Annotated in this window: 21 protein-coding genes; 14 read left to right on the top strand and 7 right to left on the bottom strand. The window is 67.1% G+C overall.

What is annotated here, in order from left to right:
- Nucleotides 1-36: 36 nt before the first annotated feature.
- The 4 genes from OHA42_RS19905 to OHA42_RS19920 all read right to left on the bottom strand — a co-directional run bounded on the left by OHA42_RS19905 (nt 37) and on the right by OHA42_RS19920 (nt 4,988).
- Nucleotides 37-1,098, bottom strand: coding sequence for a Gfo/Idh/MocA family oxidoreductase (locus OHA42_RS19905; protein ID WP_406229388.1), 1,062 nt, complete (start codon nt 1,096-1,098; stop codon nt 37-39).
- Between the two features lie 171 nt (nt 1,099-1,269).
- Nucleotides 1,270-2,211 (bottom strand): tellurite resistance/C4-dicarboxylate transporter family protein, encoded by a 942-nt coding sequence (locus OHA42_RS19910; RefSeq protein ID WP_406229389.1) that lies wholly within the window; start codon nt 2,209-2,211, stop codon nt 1,270-1,272.
- Between the two features lie 435 nt (nt 2,212-2,646).
- Nucleotides 2,647-3,318, bottom strand: coding sequence for a response regulator (locus OHA42_RS19915; protein ID WP_406229390.1), 672 nt, complete (start codon nt 3,316-3,318; stop codon nt 2,647-2,649).
- Nucleotides 3,300-4,988, bottom strand: coding sequence for an ATP-binding protein (locus OHA42_RS19920; protein ID WP_406229391.1), 1,689 nt, complete (start codon nt 4,986-4,988; stop codon nt 3,300-3,302). The genes OHA42_RS19915 and OHA42_RS19920 overlap by 19 nt, the downstream gene beginning before the upstream one ends.
- Before the next feature lie 148 nt (nt 4,989-5,136).
- On the opposite strand from OHA42_RS19920, the gene OHA42_RS19925 reads away from it, so the two are divergent.
- The 3 genes from OHA42_RS19925 to OHA42_RS19935 are packed head-to-tail and all read left to right on the top strand — an operon-like array spanning nt 5,137 to nt 7,875.
- Nucleotides 5,137-5,943, top strand: coding sequence for an ABC transporter ATP-binding protein (locus tag OHA42_RS19925; protein WP_406229392.1), 807 nt, complete (start codon nt 5,137-5,139; stop codon nt 5,941-5,943).
- A complete protein-coding gene (locus OHA42_RS19930) occupies nt 5,933-6,820 on the top strand; it encodes an ABC transporter permease (protein WP_406229393.1) in 888 nt (295 codons plus the stop codon). Before OHA42_RS19925 ends, OHA42_RS19930 begins: the two co-directional genes overlap by 11 nt.
- 2 nt (nt 6,821-6,822) lie before the next feature.
- Nucleotides 6,823-7,875, top strand: a complete 1,053-nt coding sequence (locus OHA42_RS19935) for an ABC transporter substrate-binding protein (RefSeq protein WP_406229394.1) — start codon at nt 6,823-6,825, stop codon at nt 7,873-7,875.
- A gap of 167 nt (nt 7,876-8,042) precedes the next feature.
- Here OHA42_RS19935 and OHA42_RS19940 read toward each other — a convergent pair whose 3' ends face one another.
- Nucleotides 8,043-8,813, bottom strand: coding sequence for a siderophore-interacting protein (locus OHA42_RS19940; RefSeq protein WP_406229395.1), 771 nt, complete (start codon nt 8,811-8,813; stop codon nt 8,043-8,045).
- 167 nt (nt 8,814-8,980) lie between these two features.
- Between OHA42_RS19940 and OHA42_RS19945 the strand changes: the two genes are divergently transcribed.
- From OHA42_RS19945 to OHA42_RS19965, 5 genes are all read left to right on the top strand, one after another.
- Nucleotides 8,981-10,420, top strand: a complete 1,440-nt coding sequence (locus tag OHA42_RS19945) for an amino acid permease (protein WP_406229396.1) — start codon at nt 8,981-8,983, stop codon at nt 10,418-10,420.
- A 45-nt stretch (nt 10,421-10,465) separates the two neighbouring features.
- Nucleotides 10,466-10,792 carry an FAD-dependent oxidoreductase gene (locus OHA42_RS19950; RefSeq protein ID WP_406229397.1) on the top strand — a complete coding sequence of 109 codons (327 nt, stop codon included), beginning with the start codon at nt 10,466-10,468 and terminating at the stop codon, nt 10,790-10,792.
- Between the two features lie 168 nt (nt 10,793-10,960).
- Nucleotides 10,961-11,674 carry an endonuclease/exonuclease/phosphatase family protein gene (locus OHA42_RS19955; protein WP_406229398.1) on the top strand — a complete coding sequence of 238 codons (714 nt, stop codon included), beginning with the start codon at nt 10,961-10,963 and terminating at the stop codon, nt 11,672-11,674.
- Between the two features lie 222 nt (nt 11,675-11,896).
- A complete protein-coding gene (locus tag OHA42_RS19960; RefSeq protein WP_406229399.1) occupies nt 11,897-12,106 on the top strand; it encodes a hypothetical protein in 210 nt (69 codons plus the stop codon).
- The gene (locus OHA42_RS19965; RefSeq protein WP_406229400.1) at nt 12,103-12,867 is read left to right on the top strand and encodes a hypothetical protein; all 765 of its coding nucleotides are present in this window, start codon (nt 12,103-12,105) and stop codon (nt 12,865-12,867) included. Before OHA42_RS19960 ends, OHA42_RS19965 begins: the two co-directional genes overlap by 4 nt.
- A gap of 206 nt (nt 12,868-13,073) precedes the next feature.
- Here the strand turns inward: OHA42_RS19965 and OHA42_RS19970 are convergent, their stop codons facing one another.
- Entirely contained in the window at nt 13,074-14,486 is a 1,413-nt protein-coding gene (locus OHA42_RS19970) for an MDR family MFS transporter (RefSeq protein ID WP_406229401.1), read from the bottom strand.
- 59 nt (nt 14,487-14,545) lie between these two features.
- On the bottom strand, nt 14,546-15,313 hold the full coding sequence (locus OHA42_RS19975) for an IclR family transcriptional regulator (protein WP_406229402.1): 768 nt from the start codon (nt 15,311-15,313) through the stop codon (nt 14,546-14,548).
- Nucleotides 15,314-15,593: 280 nt separating this feature from the next.
- Between OHA42_RS19975 and OHA42_RS19980 the strand changes: the two genes are divergently transcribed.
- The 6 genes from OHA42_RS19980 (at nt 15,594) to OHA42_RS20005 (ending at nt 21,652) form a co-directional block, all read left to right on the top strand.
- A complete protein-coding gene (locus OHA42_RS19980; RefSeq protein WP_406229403.1) occupies nt 15,594-16,637 on the top strand; it encodes an NrtA/SsuA/CpmA family ABC transporter substrate-binding protein in 1,044 nt (347 codons plus the stop codon).
- 1 nt (nt 16,638) lies between these two features.
- Entirely contained in the window at nt 16,639-17,469 is an 831-nt protein-coding gene (locus OHA42_RS19985; protein ID WP_406229404.1) for an ABC transporter permease, read from the top strand.
- Nucleotides 17,466-18,248 (top strand): ABC transporter ATP-binding protein, encoded by a 783-nt coding sequence (locus OHA42_RS19990; protein ID WP_406229405.1) that lies wholly within the window; start codon nt 17,466-17,468, stop codon nt 18,246-18,248. Before OHA42_RS19985 ends, OHA42_RS19990 begins: the two co-directional genes overlap by 4 nt.
- 118 nt (nt 18,249-18,366) lie before the next feature.
- Nucleotides 18,367-19,392, top strand: a complete 1,026-nt coding sequence (locus tag OHA42_RS19995) for an ABC transporter substrate-binding protein (protein WP_406229406.1) — start codon at nt 18,367-18,369, stop codon at nt 19,390-19,392.
- The gene (locus OHA42_RS20000) at nt 19,389-20,486 is read left to right on the top strand and encodes an LLM class flavin-dependent oxidoreductase (protein WP_406229407.1); all 1,098 of its coding nucleotides are present in this window, start codon (nt 19,389-19,391) and stop codon (nt 20,484-20,486) included. Before OHA42_RS19995 ends, OHA42_RS20000 begins: the two co-directional genes overlap by 4 nt.
- Nucleotides 20,483-21,652 (top strand): LLM class flavin-dependent oxidoreductase, encoded by a 1,170-nt coding sequence (locus OHA42_RS20005; RefSeq protein ID WP_406229408.1) that lies wholly within the window; start codon nt 20,483-20,485, stop codon nt 21,650-21,652. Before OHA42_RS20000 ends, OHA42_RS20005 begins: the two co-directional genes overlap by 4 nt.
- Nucleotide 21,653 lies beyond the last annotated feature (1 nt).

Genomic DNA, 21,653 nt, shown 5'->3' on the forward strand with positions numbered 1-21,653 from the left:
TGTATCCGTCGAAACCTGGTCGCGCCTGTCGCAGTTTCAGTCGAACGCGGTCACCGTCTCGTCGTGCTCGGCCGATCGCCGCGCCGCTTCCAGGATGCGCAGCGTGGCGACCGCGTCACGTGGGTCGACCGGGACAGGCGCTCCATCGAGCAGTGCGGCGGCCATCGCGGAGTAGAAGGCGGGGTAGTCGCCCGCGACGGTCGGGTAGGGCACGGTGTCGGGGTCCGCGCCGAGCTGTCCGTATCGCTCGGGTTCGACTGCGCCCCACCGTCGGTCGCTGGCATCGGGGCGACGGCCCGCGCGCAGCGCTTCCTCCTGCGGATCCAAGCCGTAGGTGACGTAACCCGCCGCCGAACCGAGCACCCGGAACCGCGGACCGAGCTGCGGCGCCACCGCGCTCATCCACAGCTGGGACCGAACACCCGACTCGTGGGTGAGGGCGAGGAATGCATCGTCGTCGGTCTTGATCCCGGCCCGCCGGCGATCCAGCTCGCAGTACACCGTGCGCACCGGTCCGAACAGCGTCAATGCCTGGTCGACGAGGTGGCTGCCGAGATCGAACAGCAGCCCCGCGCCCTCGTCGGCGCCGCCGACCTCACGCCAGCCGCCCTTGGGCACCGGCCGCCATCGCTCGAACCGGGACTCGAAACGCCGTACGTCGCCGAGCTGGCCGTTGGTGACGAGTTCGCGGACGGTCAGGAAGTCGCCGTCCCAGCGACGGTTCTGGAACACCGACAATGCCAGGCCGGCTCGGTCCGCGGCCGCCACCAGGCCCTCGGCCTCGGCAACGGTCACCGCGAAAGGCTTGTCGACGACCACCGGCAGGCCCGCGTCCAGTGCGCGTCGTGCCAACGGCGCATGGGTCCGATTGGGCGTCGCGACGACGACAAGGTCGAGTCCGGTGGTGTCGCCGAACAGTTCGTCGGCGTCGGCGACGACCCGCACACCGGGATGCTCCCGCCGCGCCTGCGCTGCGCGTTCGGCGGATCCGGTGACCACCACCGCTACCCGCATGCGCGGCTCGGCGGCGATCAGTGGTGCGTGGAACACCGATCCCGCCAGCCCGTACCCGATGATCGCGACCTCGAGACTGCTCACCCCTCAGACGCTACCGCCCGGCCAGGTCGCGGCCGTGCAACAGCACGCGCCCGGCCACCCGGGCAGCGCAAGGCAGCAGCCCCGTCGTTCCGCAATACGACACGTCGCCGATCGCGAGGATGACGACACCGGCAAGTGCCCGTCCATCCCGTTGGTTGCCACGGTCGAGGGTCAGCGGACGGGGTCGACATCGAATGTTGTTCGGTCCGTGAGCAACACGGCGAAGGTGAACAGCCACGCGCCGACAGCTACCACCAGCAGCAACTTGCCGAGGGTCTGCAGGCCGGACATATCGATGGCGGTGCCGGTGGAATAGCCGGCGACCGCCGTCATTCCGAGTGGGAATACCGTCGCCCAGCGACGGATGTCGTATCCGGGGCGTGGACGGATGACCTCGGCGACCATGAGAACTGTGTAGAAGAGCAGGTTGAGGCCGAGCACAATCAGTGCGGTCACCCGCAGTGCACTATGTGCGGTGCCGGTCCAGTGGTGGGAGGCAACGAGTTTCGATGCGGCCAGCGCCGAGATCGCCAATGCTCCGGTGGCCACCCACTGATCGCCGGGGCCGGTCGAGACCTGCTGTAGATCGAACCGGAGGAACGCTGCGATGTAGAGCACAAGACCGAGACAGAACAGTGCGAGCGCCACCATCGCCAGCCGATCGACCTCGCCCACCAGTGCCAGCGTGCTCGTCAGGACCGCCAATCCCTGGGTTGCCACGGAGACCAGGAACGCAGCACCCGGCATCCGCCGCTTCCAATGCCGCAGCACCACCACCATCAGCACCGGCCAGACCGCCGCCGCAAGCACAAGCATGACCGCCGCAGTGGCGTGCCAGCCGAGCATTGAAATACGGGCGCCGAGCACGGTGGTGGCTGCGACGGCGGTCAACGCGAGCGGGGTATCGGCCTCGGCTTCCCAACTGGCTCGGTGCCATAGCAGTCGGGTCGCGAAGTCGATCGCGAGCGGGACCCAGACCGCTGCCGCGAGGGCGAGCACGATCCAGGAGGCGACTTCGAAACCGGTAAGAGACAGCCCGACCGACACGATTCCGGTGGCCATGACAAACGAGCCCGCCGCAGGCGGTAGGTCCTGCCACCATCGTTGCGCCACCCGGCTATCACAGCTCGAGACGGCACCTCGGTCAAGCAACCCGCCAGCAATCGACTTTCGGCGTGGCGGCTGCGAAATGCCGTGCCGGTGGGTTTTCGATAGCGGAGTCGGCACGCTGAAAGCCAACACCTCGCGCCCGAGCTCAGGAAAGGGAAAGCCCGGTGCGGCTCCCATAGCGCCCGGTATGCGCGGTAAACCAGCGCAGGGCAATCCCTCGATATCACGACAGGGTGCGGCTAGGAATTATCCGGTTCATGAGGAGCAATCGGCAGGTTTACGGTCCGGTGGTCACCAGGTGGCGTTTGCTTCGTCGTTGAGGCGTTGGAGGGCGTCGTCGATCCAGGCGGCGAAGCGGGTGGCGAGGTCGGTGGGAGTGGTGGGGTGGACGGTGATGTGCCCCATGCCGCGTAGATCAACCGACTCGCCAGCTCGCGATCACCCACGAGGCGTGGCCGAATACTCCTGCTCAGGGCGGCCGGTGGTGCCATACCGCAGACGCATCTGCACCGTGCCGGTGCCGACCAGGTTGGCGAGATAGCGCTGCGCGGTGGCGCGGGAGATGCCGATGGCGGTGGCGACCTCACCTGCGGACAACGGGGCCGTCGCTTCGAGGATCGTGTGCAGGACAAGGTCTTTGGTGGGGGAGGAGACGGTGGTCTGCAAGGCGGGGGCCGGGGCAGGGCGCAGTGCCTGGACAGCTTCCTCGATACTCGCGTTGTCGACCTGGGGTGTGGCCAGGGTGCGGCGGTAGCGGGCGTAGCCTGCCAGCCGGGCCGCGAGAACGGTGTGCGGGAAAGGTTTGATGAGATAGGCGAGTGCGCCTGCGGCCAATGCGGCTCGGACGCTGACGCTTTCGGTGGCCGCTGTCAGCACCATACTGTCGCAGTGCAGTTCACGGACCAGGTCGATGCCGGAACCGTCGGGCAGGTACACATCGACCAACGCGAGGTCGACAGTGTGTGCGGCGAGCAGTTCCCGCGCGGTCGCCAGCGTGTTGGCGGTGCCCGAGACGGTGAAACCCGCAATGGATTCGACGATTCCGGCGTGCAGGTTCGCCACGCGGAAATCGTCGTCGACCACCAGGACGGTCAGATTTGTTGCGGCCATGGCATCTCGCTGTCTACGAGTACTCCGGGAATTCGGGCGATGAACTCGGCGCCGAGCAGGGGCGCGTGGTCGCCGTGCGCGCTGGCCAGACGAACGTCGCCGCCGTGGGCGCGTGCGATCTGGCGGATCAAGGCGAGGCCGACGCCGCGCCCGCCGGGTACGCCGCGATCGTCGCGGGTGGAGGCGCCCTCGGTGAACAGGCTGTCGATCACGCCGGTGGCGATGCCGTCTCCGCTGTCGGCGACGACGATGTGCAGCGTCGAATCTTCCTGCACCAGTTCGACTTCCACCTGTTTCATCGAGTTGTCCGACGTGCGAGCCGCCTCGATCGCATTGTCGAGCAGGTTGCCGAGCACGGTTGTTACGTCGACGGGATCGGCGAGATTGCCCGCCACCCAGGTGTTCGGGCCGAGGACCAGTTCGACGCCGCTTTCGCGCGAGTGTGCGGCCTTCGCTGCCAGGAACGCCTGCAGGTACGCATCGTGAATAGCGTCGATACCCGGCGTGGCCGCACCGAGCGGGCCCGCGCCGATCAGCTCGTCGATGACATGCGAGGCCTCCTCGGTGCGCCCGCCGTGCAGAAGGCCGCTGAGCAGGTGCATCTTGTTGGAGAACTCGTGGCGCTGGGCGCGCAGCACGGTGCTCATCGACTGCACCGCATCGAGTTGGCGGGTCAGCGATTCCACATCGGTGCGGTCGCGCACGGTGAGCACCGCACCGAGATCGCGGCCGTCGCGGCTGACCGGCCGTGCCGAGACGACCACGATGTGCGAGCCGACGGTGGCCGGGGTCGGCTGCTCGTCGAGCGACCGAAACACTTCGAGAACCCTTGGGGTCAAACCGATCTCGTCGACCGGCCGACCGATGCCGGTATCGATGTCGAGCAGCCTGCGCGCCTCGTCGTTGACGAACGTCGTACGCCACGACGAGTCCACCGCGAGCACGCCCGCGCCGATGCCGTGCAACACCGCCGCCTGGCTGCGCACCAGTTCGGCGAGTTCGGCCGGTTCGAGTCCGAGCGTGAGCCCGCGCCACCTGCGGGCCAGCATGGCCGAGCCGAGGATGCCGACTATCAGCGCCGCGCCGATGAGCAGCGCGGCGGTGCGCAGATCGTCGAGTAGCTGCCCACGGATCGCCGCGGTCGAGATACCGACACTGACCTGGCCGACCACCCGATCGGAATCCGGCGCTACCACAGGCACTTTCGCGCGCATCGAGTCGCCGAGCGTGCCGCGCTCCTCGACGATGATTTCGCGGCCGGATAAGGCTTCCGACGGGTCGGTGCTGACATGTTCGGCCAGCCGTGCTTCGTCCGGGTGTGCCAGTCGGATGCCCGCCTCGTCGGTGATCACCACGAACAGTGCGCCGGTGCGCTGGGTCGTGTCGACCGCGATCCGCTCCAACGGTCCCGCGGCGAGTTGCTGCCGCTGCTCGAGGTCGGGGGCGACGGTGCCTGCCGTGTACCGCGCGACCTCGCCGCGCACCGCGGGGTCGGCGGCCACGGTGCGTGCGATGGCGAGCGCGCGCTGGCCGTACGCATCGCGCAGTCGTTGATCGCTGACGTAGCCGAACACCGCGAAGGCGACACCGAGGGTCAGGGTGACGACCACGATCTGCAGCAGCAGAACCTGGGTGCGCAACCGGACGGCCGGTGTCCCTTCATTGGCCATTTCCGCAGCATAATGCACCTCGATGCGCGTGAGCAGAATGCGCACAACCTGCGAATCGGGGAGTTTGCACCGGTTGTGCGCACAAGCTCCGATGTGTGACCCGGACCACGTAGCTTTCGCTCTACCTGATTCAGTAGGAGCAAAGAGAATGACCGAACCACTGATCGAGCTGCGGAGCGCGACGAAGCGTTTCCCCGGCACCGGCGGCGGCATCCACACCGCCGTCCGGAATCTGAATCTCACGGTGCGACCCGGCGAATTCGTCGCTGTCGTCGGGCCGACGGGGTGCGGAAAATCCACCACGCTGTCGCTGGTGTCGGGGTTGGAACCCGCCTCGGCGGGGCGGACCCTGGTGCGCGGCAAGGATGTGGGTGGCATCCCCAGCGGCGTCGGCTACATGTTCCAGCAGGACGCGGTGCTGCCGTGGAAGAGCGTCCTGGACAACGTCGCGTTCGGCCCGCGGCTGCGCGGTGCCTCGAAGTCCGAGGCCCGCGAGAAGGCCGCGACCTGGGTGCGCACGGTCGGCCTGGCCGGCTTCGAGGGCTACTACCCCCATCAGCTTTCCGGTGGCATGCGCAAGCGTGTCGCGTTGGCGCAGACGCTGGTCACCGATCCCGAGATCCTGCTGATGGACGAGCCGTTCAGCGCGTTGGACGTGCAGACGCGGCAGCTGATGCAGGACGAACTGCTGCGGGTCTGGGCGGGCACCGGCGCTGCGGTCATCTTCGTCACCCACGACCTGGAGGAAGCGATCGTGCTTGCCGACCGGGTGGTCGTGATGACCGCGAGCCCGGCGACGGTCTGCGGCGACTTCACCGTGGGCCTGGAGCGCCCGCGCAGCGTCGAGGAGGTGCGGCTTACCACCGAGTTCCGCGACATCTACAAGGAAATCTGGGAAACGCTGCGCGATCAGGTCGAGGCAGCCCGAGGTAAGGGAGCCTCCCGTGTCGCATAACGTCCTGACCGAGGTGGCCGCATCGGGGCCCGAGGTCGAAATCGAAACCGAGCAGCAGATTCTCGACCGGGTGCGCGGCAACGCCCGTCGCGCGCGGCTGCGCACCTGGGGCCTGCGCGCCGCGCTCGTCGTGATCTGGCTCGGCGCGTGGGAGCTCACCGCCACGTTGTGGATCGACCCGTTCTTCTATTCGAAGCCCTCGGCGATCTGGGATCGGCTTGTCGAATGGTTCACCGAGGGAACGCAATTCGGATCAATCTGGCTGCAGATCTACACCACCGTGCAGGAGGCGGTGCTCGGCTTCGTGATCGGCACCGTCGCGGGCGTCGTGCTCGGCGTGCTGCTCGGCCGCAGCAAGTACTGGGCGGAGGTGCTCGCCCCGTTCATCAAGGCGCTCAACGCCGTTCCGCGTATCGTGCTGGCGTCGTTGTTCATCATCTGGTTCGGTCTCGGGCTCAGCTCGAAGGTTGCGACCGTGGTGGTGCTGGTGTTCTTCGCGGTCTTCTTCAACGCCTTCACCGGCGCGCGGGAAGTCGACGGCAATGTCATCAACAATGCCCGCATTCTGGGCGCGAGCCGTCGTCAGGTGCTGAGCTCGATCGTGCTGCCCAGTGCGACGACGTGGATCCTGTCGAGCCTGCACACGGCCTTCGGCTTTGCGCTGATCGGTGCGGTGGTCGGTGAATATGCCGGATCCAGTAAGGGTTTGGGTCTGCTGATCAGCAATGCGCAGGGCACCTTCGATTCCGCGGGCATCTATGCGGGCATGATCATCATCACCGTGATCGCGCTGATCGCGGAATGGGGGATCGGTCTCGCGGAGAACCGATTGCTGAAATGGCGTCCCTCGCAGGCGACCTCGAACCACGGGATCTGACGATGAGGTATTACAAGCATCTGACGGTCGTCGTCGGGGTGATCGCGGCGCTGCTGCTGGCGACCGGCTGTCGGGACTCCCGCACCATTCCGATGGTCGACGGCCGCCCGCAGATCACCATCATGGTCGGCGGGCTGGAGAAGGTGATCTATCTGCCCGCCATGCTGACCCAGCGCCTCGGCTTCTTCGAGAAGAACGACATCGACGTGAAGCTGCTCGGCGAACAGTCCGGTGCGTCCGCGGAAACCGCGCTGCTCACCGGCGATGTGCAGGCCGTTGTCGGGTTCTACGACCACACCATCGACCTGCAGGCCAAGGAACAGTGCCTTACCTCGGTGGTGCAGTTCGCCGACGTGCCGGGTGAAGTAGAGCTGGTGTCCGCGCAGGATGCCGCGACTATCACCTCCGCGGCCGATCTGCGCGGCAAGAACCTGGGCGTGACCTCGCTCGGCTCGTCGACGGACTTCCTGACCCAGGCGCTCACCGGGAAGGAGGGCATGACCACCGCCGATTACACCCGGGTGCGAGCCGGTGCGGGGCAGACGTTCATCGCGGGCATGAACCATAACGGCATCGACGCGGGCATGACCACCGATCCGACCGTCGCGCAGATGGTGAATTCGGGTGAGGCGAAGATTCTGGTGGACATGCGGACCGAGGCGGGCACCCGTGCCGCGCTCGGCGGCCTGTACCCGGCGTCGTCGCTGTACATGCGGTGCGACACCGTCGACGCGCACCCGGACATCGTGCGCAAGCTCGCGGCGGCGTTCGTGCAGACGCTGCAGTGGATCGAGACGCACACTCCGCTGGAGATCGCCGACAAGATGCCGCCGCAATACGCGTCGGCGGGCAAGGATCTCTACGTCCAGTCGATCGCTGACTCGATCGGCATGTTCAACGGCAACGGGTTGATGAAACCCGAAGGTGCCCAGAACGTCCTGAACATCCTCGGCAAGTACTCGACGAACGTGCGACCGATGCGCGACCGGATCAAGCTGTCGGCCACCTACACGACACGGTTCGTGGAGGAAGCGCTGCGAACACCACAGCAATAGCGGGCGAGCCGGTGGCCGGGCCTACTGCGATCCAGTGGACCCGGCCGCCGGTGTCTCGGGCACAGGTCCTCCGATGCTGTGGTCGGCGGTCCGGCAAGCTCGTGACCTTGGCCGATCGCGCGGTGGCCCCGGCACCGAGGCCGATCAGGTGACGGGGCGCAGCTGTGTCAGCTGATCGCGCGCGCCGGTTCGGCCTGCTCCTGCGCGGCGAGGTCGGCCTTCCACGCGCGGAAGCCTTCCTCGGTGCGGCCGCGCCGCCAGTAGCCCGAGATCGAGGCCGCCCATTCGGCGGACACATGGCGTTCGCGACGGATGTAGCGGCGCAGATCGTGCATGACGGATTGGGCCTCGCCGTGGATGAAGACCTGGACCTGTCCGTCGTCCCACGGCGCGTTGCGGACCGACTCGGCGAGCAGTTCGCCCGTCGCCCTTTCGCCGCGATACAGCCAGGTGACCTCGATGCCGTCGGGCGCGGTGAGCGGCAGCTCGTCTGCTGGTCCGGACACCTCGAGGAACGCGCGGCCGCGCGCTGCGCGGTCCATGGCTTCCAGTGCGGTGGCGATGGCGGGCAGTGCCGCCTCATCGCCCGCGAGCAGATGCCAGTCGGCATCTGCTCGCGGCGAATACGCGCCGCCAGGGCCGAAGGCGTCGATGGTCTCGCCGGGCTGGACCGTCGCCGCCCACGGGCCTGCGATGCCCTCGTCACCGTGATAGACGAAGTCCACCGCGAGCTCGCCGGCGGCGGCATCGACGGATCGGACGGTGTAGGTCCGTAGTACATCGATGCCGTCGCGCGGGAAAATGAACTTCACGTAGGAGTCGCTGAATTCGCTCGGCCGGAACGCGGCGAAGCCCGGTCCGCCGAAATGAACTCGGATGAGGTGGGGCGTCAGCTGTTCGGTGCGTTGTACGGTCAGTGTGGTGCGGGGTCGGGCCAAGGTAACCTCCGATAATTAACAATTAGGGTTGCCTTACTACGGTACCTGGTAGATCATCGAACCGGCGTGCCGCGCGAGGCATCCCCGAGAGGTGCTCGGTCGAGGCGAGCGGCGGCCGGTGCCGGTGGTGGCGCGCAGGTGATCCACTGACGGTAGCGTGACCCCTCATGACAGCCTCTGACCGTCAGCTCCAAGCGGACACGGCGCCCATCGATCCGGCCGGATCGACAGCATCGAGCGAGGAAGGCTACTCGCGGGGCCTGAATCCACGCACGATTCAGATGATCGCCATCGGCGGTGCGATCGGCACCGGCCTGTTCTACGGCGCCGGGGGCGCGATCGAACAAGCCGGTCCCGCCCTGATCCTGGCCTATCTCGCCGCCGGCGTCGCCATCTTCGTCATCATGCGGGCGCTCGGTGAGCTGCTCACCTATCGGCCCGTCTCGGGCAGCTTCGCGGAGTACGCGCACGAATTCCTCGGACGCTTCGCCGGGTTCGTCACCGGTTGGACCTACTGGGCGGTGTGGGTCGCGACCTGCATGGCCGAGATCACCGTCGCAGGCAAATACGTCCAGTACTGGTTCGATATCGAACCGTGGATCACCGCACTGGTGGTGCTCGCGGTGATGTTCGCCGCGAACCTCATCTCGGTGCGGCTGTTCGGTGAGGGCGAGTTCTGGTTCTCCACCATCAAGGTCACCGCGATCATCGGCATGATCTTGATCGGCATCGGAGTGCTGATTTTCAGCTTCGGGCACGCGGCTAACCCGACGGTCACCAACCTGTGGGCCGACGGCGGGGTGTTCCCGAACGGTCTGGGGCAATCGCTGCTGGTCCTGCAGATCGTGCTGTTCGCGTATGTGGGTGTGGAATTGGTCGGCGTCACCGCCGGTGAGGCGCGCGAGCCGCGCAAGACCCTGCGCAAGGCGATCAACACGCTGCCGTTCCGTATCGGCCTGTTCTACATCGGCGCGCTGCTGGTGATCATGTCGGTGTCGAGCTGGCGCAACTTCCACGCGGGGCGCAGCCCGTTCGTCGAGGTGTTCGAGCAGATCGGCATCCCCGGCGCGGCGGGCATCATCAACTTCGTGCTGCTGACCGCGGCACTGTCCTCGTGTAACTCGGGCATCTATTCGACCGGCCGCATGCTGCGCACCCTGTCGCTGCACGGAGAAGCACCGGCCGCGCTCGGCAAGCTCAGTTCGCGCTCGGTCCCGTTCGCGGGCATCGCCGCCTCGGCCGCGGCGATGGTCATCGGCGTGATCGTCAACGTCGTCTCGCCGGACAAAGCCTTCGCCTATATCACCTCGGTCAGCACCATCGGCATCATCTTCGTCTGGAGCATGATCCTGGTCTGCCACCTGATCTACCGCGCAAAGGTGGCGCGCGGCGAGTTGCCTGCCAGTGACTACCGGCTACCCGCCGCGCCCTACACGACGGTGCTCGCGCTCGCGTTCCTCGGACTGGTGGTCGTGCTGCTGTTCTGCACCGAAAGCGGTCGCACCGCGGTCGTCGTAGGTGCAGTCTGGGCGGTGCTGGTGTGCGCGGGATACGTGGTGCTGGACAGGCTCGGAAAGCGCACCGTCGTACCCGAACCCGTCGAGTAACTCGCGCGCCCCGGCAGACCGGTAGACAACGATCGAGGAGCGCTCATGGTCACGATCATCGGCGGCGGCATCGCCGGGACAGTGCTTGCCGGAGCCCTTGCGCGGGACGGGGTTTCGGTGACGGTGTACGAGCGGCGGGCGGCCGTCGAGGAGGGTGCGTTCCTCGTCCTCGACGGCCGCGCGCACGACACGCTAGGCGAGCTCGGGGTATCGGTCGCGAACCTGCATGCCGTGTCGCACGCGGTGGATGGACTCGCGGTGCACGAGGCGGCGGCCGGGACCGGACCAGCCATGACCGCCCGCCGCAACCACATCGCCACCGAGCGTGCCAACGCCGCCCAATTCCGACCCAGCCCGCCGAGTACACGGTGACCGCCTCGAGTGGCACATGGCCGCGGCACAGCGCGAGAGCGCCGCTCGCTCCCGTGTCACTCGACGCAGCGGAGCCTGGGTGTCGAAGCGGCGGATAGTCCGACGACCTTCGGCGACACCGAGGTGTTGCGTCATGTGGGGGCGGCCGAGTCATTACCATCGCGACTTATGATCACCGTGGCCACCTGGAATGTTCTGCATCGCGTGCATGCGGAGAACTGGGGAGCGGAGGTCATCGACCGCTGGCCGGATGAGACCGCAAGGATCGCCGCGGTCACGGCGCTGGTGGCGGCACGGGACGAGCACGTCATCGCGTTACAAGAGGTCAGTGGGGATCAACTGGCGAGCTTGCGGGATGTGTTGCCGGACAGGGCAATTCATGCCTTGAGGTATCCGCGGGTTCCGGTGCCGCGGCACGGCGCGAGTTCATTGCACGACCGTGGCGAGTATCTGGTGCTGCTGGTCGACGGTGCAGGCCAGGAGGTCACCGCAGAGCCGTTCGAGAACGATCCCGGCAATGGCACGCTGGCAGTCCGCACAGCCGGATTGCTGGTCATCGCCACCCACGTCAGTGGGGATCGGCGCAGCACCTGGCAACTGGCGCGCTTGGCCGAATTGGCCGCCGCCGCACCGGGGTCGGCAGTCGTACTGCTCGGAGATTTCAATATCGACCGAGCCGCTGTGCAGTCGGGGCTCGGCCCCGGCTTCGTCATCGCGGACCTCCCGCCGGACTCCCTACCGACCCGTCCGCGAACCTCGGGCCCGAAATCGCAGTTCATCGACCACATCGTGGTGCACGACGCCGTCGTAGGCGACGCGGCGGTCGACGACGTCGACGGTCTGTCGGACCACAACCTCGTGTACGCCGCAGTCACTGTCTGAAGGCTGCTTTTCGGCGGCTATGGCCATGCAGGCAGCACCGTCAACCAGGTGCTCGCTCGACCCGAGTTCCCGCAACGGCGCGCCCGCATTGCGTCGGAGCTGATCGCTGATGATCATGGAGGGAAGCATGGTGAGCTGCAGTCGCGGCGGCGTCGGTAATCATCGGGACGCGCGGCCTGCGATCGTGTTCCGCCACAACTCCACTGTCGTATGGAGGTAGGGATGACTACGAAGACGCTGGCCGAGTTGGTGCCCGGCGACCTGCCCGCCGGTATCGCCGCGCTGCCGCAGGACGTGCAGACCGAACTCGTGGCCGTGGTGGACCAGGCTCGGCGCAGACAGGGCGCGGATCTCGGCGCCGCGGCGATGTCACTACTGGACTTCATGCCGCGTTTGGTGCGCGCGGCGGTCAAGAAGGCGGCCGGACTGTGAGCGGCACCGATACGACGGTGAACGTCCAGCTGATCAAACTCGCCCGGACATTCGGTATCCCCGTCGATCAGCTCACCTCCCTCGCCGACGTGTCCGTTTCGGATCTGCGTGATTTCCGATTCCAGATCGCCGACCTGTTCTTCGAGGGCCAATCCGAAGGCCTGCGTCGGGTCGTCGCCGCGAGCAAGGTGATCCCCAACCCGATCATTGCAAAATTGGTGACCCGCAACCACAACGCGCTGTTCGCCGCGAAGACATCGGAAGTGCTCGAGGTGTCGAACGCCGTGGACGTCGCCAAACGCCTGCCCGCCGACTTCCTGGCCGACGTCGCAGCGCACCTCGATGCACGCCGATCAGCACCCATGATTGCCGGGTTGCCTGCGGCGACCGTGGTCGCCGTGGCCGAAGTGCTTGCCGCCCGGCAGGATTGGATCACTCTCGGCGATCTGGTTGCCACCATCTCCGACGACGCCGCGCGGGCAACCGAAGCGGCACTCGACGGTGTCGCACTGGTCCGTGCGGCTTACTGGGCCGACGACGCTCGGCACCTGGAACGCTTCGTCAACCTGGCCTCCGCCGCGAAGCTCACCGAAATGCTTCGTGCCGCCGCCGAACACGACCTGTGGTCGGAGTACCGCCCGACCCTCGACGCATTGTCGGAGTCCGCCGTCGAGGCGGTACGCACTGCAGCGGAGCAGTTGCCGTCGGATCTGCGTGACCGGGCGCTGGCCGAGATCGCTGATCGGCGCGCCATGTCGTAGCCGGGTGTCATCCTGTGTCAATTGGCGCCGATCGTTTTCGGCTCGGTGAAGCCAGTCGATGAGGACCGGCCCGAGCGTCAAGGCTTTTCGGTGGCCGCCGCGAGCGCGTCGAGCCGTACTTCCTGCACCTGGCGAACCTTCGTGACGCTGTAGATCAAGGTGAGTCCGATGGCGCCCATCGACTCCGACCCTGATCGAGACCGGGGTTACGCGAGGTTCGTGCTCCGGCTCGGCATCATCGCGGACGCGACCACCATGACCAGAGCCATCACCGCGACCGTCACGAACACCAGGTGCACCGCGGAGGACAGCGTCCCGGGGGCGGGGTGGTCGGTGTCGCCGATGCGAGCGTTCACGATCGCGCCGAACACCGCGACGCCCACCGCGCTGCCGATGGACCGTGCGAACATATTCGTCGAGGTGACAACACCGCGTTCGGTCCACTCTGCGCTGGTCTGCGCCGCGATCAGGGTTGGGGTGGCGACCAGGCCCATTCCGATGCCGATGACGAAACACGACGCCGCGACCTGAATCAGTGTGGAGTTCTCGTCGATCAGCAGCGTCGACGCGGCGCCGAGAGTGGCCAGGGTGCTGCCGATCAATGCGGTGAAGCGGAAGCCGATGCGCAGGTACACCTTTCCGGCCTGCGATGCTGCCAGCGGCCAGCCGAGGGTCAGCGCGCCGACCGTCAGACCGGCGACGAGGGCGCCGGTGCCGAGCACGCCCTGGGTGAAAGTCGGCACGTAGGAGGTCATTCCGAGCAGGATGGCGCCGACCAGCACGGACACCAGGCTGCTCGCAACGATCACCCGTCGGGTGAATATCCACAGCGGCAGGATCGGGTTCTCGGCACGCCGCTCGACAAGGGCGAACAGCGCCAGCACCAACGCGCCGCCTGCGAAGATGGCGATGCTGGTCGGTGCGGACCATGCCCAGGCCTGACCGCCCTCGAGAAGTCCGAGGATGAGTGCCCCCGCGCCGAGGGTGAGCAGAGCGGCTCCGAGATAGTCGACGCGCTGTTTGCGGCGTGGCGTGCTCTCGGCGAAGCTGCGCAGCAGCATCCACGCGGCCAGTGCCGACAGCGGCAGGTTGACCAGGAAGATCCAGCGCCAGTTGACGTACTCGGCGAACACCCCGCCCAGCAGTGGGCCCAGGACCGACGACATCGCCCACACGCTGGCCAGATAGCCCTGCACCCTGGCCCGCTCGGAGAGCGTGTACAGGTCGCCGGCGATTGTCATGGTCATGGGCTGGATAGCGCCGGCACCAATGCCTTGCACGGCACGGAAGACGATCAGACCGAGCATGCTCGTCGCGAGTCCGCACAGCAGCGAACCGAGTGCGAACACCGCGATCCCGAACAGGATCACCGGTTTCCGCCCGACCGTGTCAGCTAGTTTTCCGTATACGGGAACCGTAACCGCTTGCGCGAGTAGATAAATCGAGAACAGCCAGGGGAACTGGTTGAAGTCGCCGAGATTGCTGGTGATGGTGAGCACCGCGGTGGCGATGATCGTCGAATCCAGCGCGACCAGCGCCGTCGCCAGCATCAGCGCACCGAGAATCGGGCCACGCTCGGATCGGAAGCCGACAGATGACTCCACTGTCTCGGTCGCCACCGGGCGGCCCCTCTCGTTCGTTCGACTAACCATCTCGGTCGAACGTATCGCGGCCTCAGCTATTCCCGCACGGAAATATTTCCTGCTGTGGCGAACTTGGCAGCGATCTCCTGTGCGGTCACCTTTGCCAGTTCGACGAAGAACGGCACCCGCTCGGGAATCATCAGGGTGGTCGGGCCGCGCAGGCCGAGCGCGAAGCGGCAGCGGCCCTCCGGATCGAGGATCGGCAGTCCGATGGTGCGGAAGCCGGGATCGAGTTCCTCGTCGTTGTAGGCGTGGCCGCGCTCGCGGGTCGCGGTCAATTCCCTGCGTAGTTCGGCGGGGCCGGAGACCGAGCGCTCGGTGCCCTCTTCGTAAGGGAGAGTGCGCAATTCGTCATCGGTGGTCGCCGACCACGCGAGCAGCGTCTTCCCGAGTGCGCTCGCATGCAGGGGTAGTCGCACGCCTTGCAGCTTGTGCCCGTCGGTTTCGCGCCATCGGCTGGTACCGAGTAGCACGGCGTGGATGCCGTGCCGGGTCGCCACCGACGCGCTGGCTCCTGTCGTACTTGCCAGCTGCTCCAGGAATGGCTCGGCCAGGTAGATCCGGTGCTGCCGGTAGGCGATCTGGCCGTATTCGGCGAGCGCGCCGCCCATCCGGTATCGGCTCGATTCGCTGTCCTTCTCCAGGAAACCCGCCTGCACCAGGGCGGCGAGCAAGCGGTGGGTAGTGCTCACGGCAAGTCCCTGCTGGCGTGCGACCTCCGAGACGCCGCGCTCTTCACCGCTGCGGAAACAGTCCAGTACCGACAGGGCGCGGGCAACGGTCTGCACTCCGGAGGCTTCCACGATGCGACGGTAACACAGCGGAGAGAGTGGGCATCTACTCGTCGTTCCGTTATTTGGAAAGCCCTCTGTCGGTCGATCGAGCTCGGCATCCATCGGATCCGTGGATAACGGCATATAACGGGTCAGCGCAGAGGCATTCGGGAGCTGTGATGACGTGGCAGTACATCGAAAGCGATCTGTCAAGCTTTCCAATCTTTGGAATGCATTACCTCGTGGGTGCCGTCCGGCGTCCCTACTCTGCGAGGACATTGATCGACAATCCGGAACAGGAGTCTCCACGATGTCCCGCAGGCGGCAAGCTCTCATGCGCATCGCGTTCGCGATCGTCCCCGTCGTCGCACTCGTCGCCGCGTGTGGTTCCAGCTCCGGTGGCGACGGTGGCGGCTCTGCGCAGTCCCTCGTGCTCAAGATCGTCGACCCCGGTAATTCCGGGCCGATCGCGGTCGGTAAGCGAGACGGCACCTTCGACGCGGCCCTCGCGCCGTTGGGTGCGAAGATCGAGTGGGTCAACACGACGCCGGGCTTCAGCTCCATGCTGAAGCTGTTCAACACCAAGGAACTCGACGTGTCCGGCGCGGCCTTCAGCCCGGTGGTCGGTGCGCTGTCCAAGGACGTCGGCGTGCGGATCGTCGCGGTGCAGGACCCAGCGGGCAAGGACCAGAGCGGCATCATCGCTGCGCCGGACTCCGGGGTGCGCTCGGTCACCGACCTGGTCGGCAAGCGCGTCGCGGTGAATCCGGCTGCGAAGGGCGAATACATCCTGCTCAAAGCGCTGGCTCAGGCGGGTATCCCGGCGGACAAGGTGACCAGGGTCCCATTGCAGCAGAAGGACGCCGCATCGGCGTTCGCCACCGGAAAGGTCGATGCCTGGGCGTCGTTCCTGGTGCCCTATCAGGAGGGCAAGGCCAACGGCGGCATCGAGATCGCGACCGAGCAGAGCATCGGTTCCAAGGACAACTCGGTGGTGGTGTTCCGCACCGAGGTGCTCGACAAGCATCCCGACGTCGCCGCTAAGTACCTCGAAGTGCTGCAAGGGCTCACGGCACAGCAGCGGGCGAATCCCACCGAGTTCGAGAACGTCTTCGAGAAGTCCGGCCCGCGGGCGCTGTCGGGTCAGCGGCTTGCGGACGCCGTGCGCGTCGGCGGCGAGGCCACGGTGCCACGGCTGCCGTCGCCCTCGGATGCGACGGATCTGTCCGACGTGGTCGACCTCTTCTTCGGCCACGGGGTGATCACCCGCAAGATCACCGCCGCCGACATCTTCTACGATCTGCGCTCGAAGCTCACCCAGGAGCAACTGGCGGCTGTCAAGGCGGGCAGCTGATATGACAGTGATCACCGTGGCCGACCCGGTCCTCGCCGCACCGCGCAGCCGGGTCGAACGGCGCAGGCCGGCATGGTTTTCCATCCCGTTGCGCTTTTTGCTGCCCGCACTGATCTTCGCGGTGTGGTGGATCGGCGCGGCCACCGGCGCGGTCTCCGAGCAGGTGCTCGCCGGACCGCCCAGGGTGTGGACGGCGTTCAGCGAACTGCTCGACAGCGGTCAGCTGGTGGATTTCGCGCTTGCCTCGTTCGTCCGTGCCGCGCTCGGTGTCGCAATCGGCGTGACGGTCGGGCTGGTGCTCGGCCTGCTGGCCGGGTTGTCCGGTCTCGGTGAGGAACTGGTCGATTCGACGATGCAGATCGTGCGTGCGGTGCCGTTCCTGGCGCTGGTGCCGCTGTTCATCGCCTGGTTCGGCATCGACGAGTTGTACAAGGTACTGCTCATCGCCGTCGCCACCGTCGCGCCCATGTACGCCTACACCTACCTCGGGGTTCGCAATGTCGATCGCAAAATGGTCGAGGCGGCACGCGGTTTCGGGTTGGGCGGTCCGCGGCTGGTGCTCGAGGTGATCCTGCCGTCGGCCCTGCCCGGGATTCTGATGGCGCTGCGCGTGTGCCTGTCCATCAGCATCACCGGCCTCATCGCGGCCGAGCAGGTCGGTACCAGAGAGGGCGTCGGGTACCTCGTGACCCTCGCTCAGGAATACAACCGCACCGACTACATGGTGCTGTGCGTCGTGCTATACGCGCTGCTCGGCCTGGTGTTCGACGGATTGGTCCGGACGATCGAGAAATTCGCGATGCCATGGCGCAAGCAGGTGGCGATCCGATGACCACGGCAACACTGACCACGGCAGTCCAGGACACGGCGGAGCCGATCGCGGTGTCGATCAAGGGCCTACGGAAGTCGTTCGGCGACAAGACCGTTCTCGACGGTGTCGACCTAACCATTCGCCGCGGCGAGTTCGTGGTGCTGCTCGGCCCGAGCGGTACCGGAAAGACCACCCTGCTTCGGCTGCTGACCGGACTGGAGACGCCGGATGCGGGGGAGGTGCTCGTCCCGGGCAGGCGCACCACCGTCTATCAGGAGCCACGGCTGATTCCGTCGAAGCGGGTGCTGGCCAATGTGATTGTCGGCCAGCGGCGTTCGAGCCGGAATCGGGAAGCCGGTGTGCGGGCTCTTGCCGAGGTCAACCTCGAGGACAAGGCGCGCCAGTGGCCCGCAACCCTTTCCGGCGGTGAGGCGCAGCGGGCGGCATTGGCCCGTGCACTCGTTCGTGAACCAGAATTGCTGCTGCTGGACGAGCCGTTCGCGGCTTTGGATGCACTGACCCGCCTCCAGATGCAGGATCTCGTCGGCGATCTGGTCGCCAGGCACCGCCCGGCGGTCCTGATGGTGACCCACGACGTCGATGAAGCTGTTCGACTGGCCGATCGCGTCCTCATCCTCGACCGCGGCCGCTTTGCGACCGACGTGCACCTCGACCTCGCACGCCCGCGGAATCGTGCCGACCCCGAAACCCTGTGCTACCACACCGAATTCCTCGCTCAGCTGGGCGTCGGTCCGGGCGCGGCGTTGCCCGGTCCGCACGTTATCCGTGACACCCCGTGACCTGCGCACGCTCGACATCCCGAATCGAATGCCCGGGTACCCGCCCTGGAACGGTGATGTCCGAGCGCCAGAACCACACCCTCGACCGAAGACACCTTCGCACCTTCAGGAGTGCTCGATGACCGAAACCCTTTGGTACACCCGCTGCCCCGTACCGACCGCCAGCGGACTCGCGCACAGCCTCGGCTGGCTCGGCGACACCGCCGCCGAGGCCGGGCTGGAATTCGGCGTGCTGCAGGACGCGGGCCCGGAACTGGCCGCGCATCACTTCCTGCACGACCTGTCGAGCCTGGTCCGGGAGGGCGGCAACGTGCCCGCCATCGCGGCCCGCGCGCAGGGCTCGCCGACCCGGCTGATCGGCTTGACGTGGATCGACGAGGCGCAGGCAATCCTGGTCGGACCGGACTCGCTGGTTTCGGCGCCCGCCGAGCTGGCGGGGCTGCGTGTAGGCATTCCGGCGTGGGCGCAGGATCAGGCGCGCAGCTTTCCCCGCGCAATGGCTCTGCACGGCTTCGCGAACGCCCTGCGCCTCGGCGGCCTCACCCTCTCCGACGTGACCGCCGTCGAGGTGGGCGTCGAACGGAATCCGCAGGTACGCGCCGCAGCCCGGTCCGGGAGTCGCACCACGACCTGGGGCGTCGAGGAGCTGCTGCGCGGCGAGGTGGACGCGATCTACGTCAAGGGCGCTCGGGCGCAGGAGGTGGCCGAGGAGAACGGTCTGCGGATCGCGGTCGACCTGGACGCCACCGAGAGCAAGCGGCTGCGCGTGAACAACGGCACCCCACGCCCGATCACCGTGCACGCCGAGCTGCTGGAGTCGCACCCCGAGGTGGTCATCGGCTTTCTCGCGCAGAGCCTGCGCGCGGCGGACTGGGCGGCGGGAAATCTCGACAGTGTCCGCGAGGTGCTGCAGCGCGAGACCCTGTCCGGCCCCGAAGGTGTCGTTGCCGCATACGGCGCGGACTTCCACAAGGATTTGCACCCGTCGCTGTCCGACGAGCGGGTGGAGCTGATCGGCGTCCAGAAGCAGTTCTTGTACACCCACGGCTTCCTGGCCGCCGACTTCGATCTCGAATCCTGGGTAGCCCGTGAGCCATTGGAGCGCGCACGTGAGCTGGTCGCGTCCGGGAAGGTTCCCGCATGACGGAGTTCTTGTGGCGGTTGCCCTCCCGTGGTGACGGCCGACGTGCCGAACCGGGACTGCGCAATCGGGGTGGCTTCGGCGGCCCGTCGGCGGCCACCGCGGCCACCGATGTGCGGCCGGGCCAGTTCGGTCCCTTCGACGACCTGCACCAGGTCGTGCACGCCGCCGAACTGTCCGGACTCGACGGGGTGCTCGCGCCCTATGATCCGCTCGGCGAGGAATCATGGATCGTGGCAGGCGGTGCGCTGCGCGCAACCAGGCATGCGCGAGTCGTCGTCGAATTCCACCCTGCCTTCGGCACTCCGGTGTACGCGGCGAAGGTGTCGACCACCTTGCAACGCCTTTCGCAGGGCAGGCTGGCGTGGCGCATCGCAGTGGAGACCGACGAGGCCGATGCGCGGGCCCGTGGCGACCGGGTCGCCGGCGAGGACCGCTACGCACGGGCTGCGGAATTCCTGACGGTCGCGCGCGGCGTCTGGAACGAAACCCCCGTTCCGGGAGCGGGATTCGCAGGCACCGGGATCGACTTCGCGGGCAATCACTACGACGTGATCGATGGCGGTTTCCGCGGCGTCCTGTCCGGGCTCGCGTTCCCCACCGTGTACCTGTCCGGCACCTCGGCGCAGGCCGTCGAACTCTCGGCCCGGCACGGCGATGTGCACGTGTTCACCGAGACGCCCGACGGCGTTTCCGCGACGGTGGCCCGGTTACAGGAACGCGCGGCCGCCGCGGGCCGGACGGTCCGCGCCGGCCTCGAATTGCCGATCATCGCCAGGGAATCCGAACAGGAGGCGTGGGCGCGGGCGCACCGGCAGTGGGCCGAGGTGCACGATGCGGCCCCCGCAGCCGCCCTCGACCTCGGCGACGGGCGCTGGGCGGGCTTCGCCGAACTCGGCTACCCATACCCGATCGGCCTCGTCGGCAGTTATGAGCAAGTGGCGCAACACCTCTCGGACTACATCGGCGCCGGAATCGAGACCTTCGTGCTGTCGGGCCATCCGCACATCGAGGAACTGCACCGCACTGGCGAGCACCTGCTGTATCTCGTAGACCCGGCCGGACGGACCCTGGCCGCCCAGGAGGCAACGGCATGACCATCGACGTCTATTGGCGCATCGGCATGGAGGGCGACCACGCGTCGCTTCGGACTCCTCGCCGCTACAACCGCGGCCACGCCAACGGCTACGGCCCAGGCAATATCGCGCCCGCGATCCGCGACGGCGAGCTCGACGGCTACGGCTACATCGACCATATGGCCGCCGTCGCCAAGGCCTCCGAGTCGGCAGGCTTCCTCGGCGGGCTACTGCCGTCGTTCCCGGTCACCGACGACCCGTGGGCAGTGTCCGCGGCGCTGGCACGAGAGACCACCACCTACCGGTTCATGGTCGCCTTCCAGCCGGGTTTCCTGCACCCGGTGCAGGCGGCGCGGATGTCGGCGAGTCTGCAGCGCGCCACCGGCGGCAGGCTGGTCTACAACATCATCAGCGGTGGCGGTGGTCCTGCCCAATTGTGGTGGGGCGACAAGGTTTCCCACGACGACAGATACGCCCGGACCAGCGAGTTCCTCGATGTGTTGCGCGGCGTATGGGACGGAAACCCCTACGACCACCAAGGCCGGTTCTTCACCACCGAGGGCGCCGCGTTGCCACCGGGGTTGGCCGGTCAACCGTTCCCCGAGGTGTATTTCTCCGGCTCGTCCGGTGCCGCCGTGCAGGCCGCGGGCCGCCACGCCGACTACTACCTGTCCTGGCTCGAGCCGTACGCCGACCTGCGCGCGAAGTTCGACGGAGTGCGCGCGCACGCCGAAACCATCGGCCGCACACCGAAGTTCGCGGTCCGTATCGACATCGTCGCGCGGCACACCGAGGAAGCGGCATGGGCGGAGATCGAGAAGGGCTGGGCCTTCGTCGACCGCGATGCTGCCAACCGTGCCGCGCAGGGTGATTCCGTCGGCGCCGCCCGCATCACCGGTTGGGTGCCCGAAACCATCACCGGCTTCCGCGATCTCGAGGTGCAGCCGAACGTGTGGTGCGGCTTCAGCCTCATCCGCGGCGGCCCTGCCTTCGGCCTGGTCGGTAGCTACGAACAGGTCGCGCAGCGCCTCGACGAACTTGTCGACCTCGGTGTCGACGCCTTCATCCTCGCCGGCAACCCGCATCTCGAGGAGGCTTACCGAGTCGGCGAGGAAGTGCTGCCGCTGCTCGGTCGGTCCCGGCTCACCGCACCCGATCCCGCACCGTCGCTTTCCCGCGCCCGATAGT

Origin of the sequence: Nocardia sp. NBC_01009, assembly GCF_045208035.1 — a bacterium.
In the GTDB taxonomy this organism is placed as follows: Bacteria; Actinomycetota; Actinomycetes; order Mycobacteriales; family Mycobacteriaceae; genus Nocardia.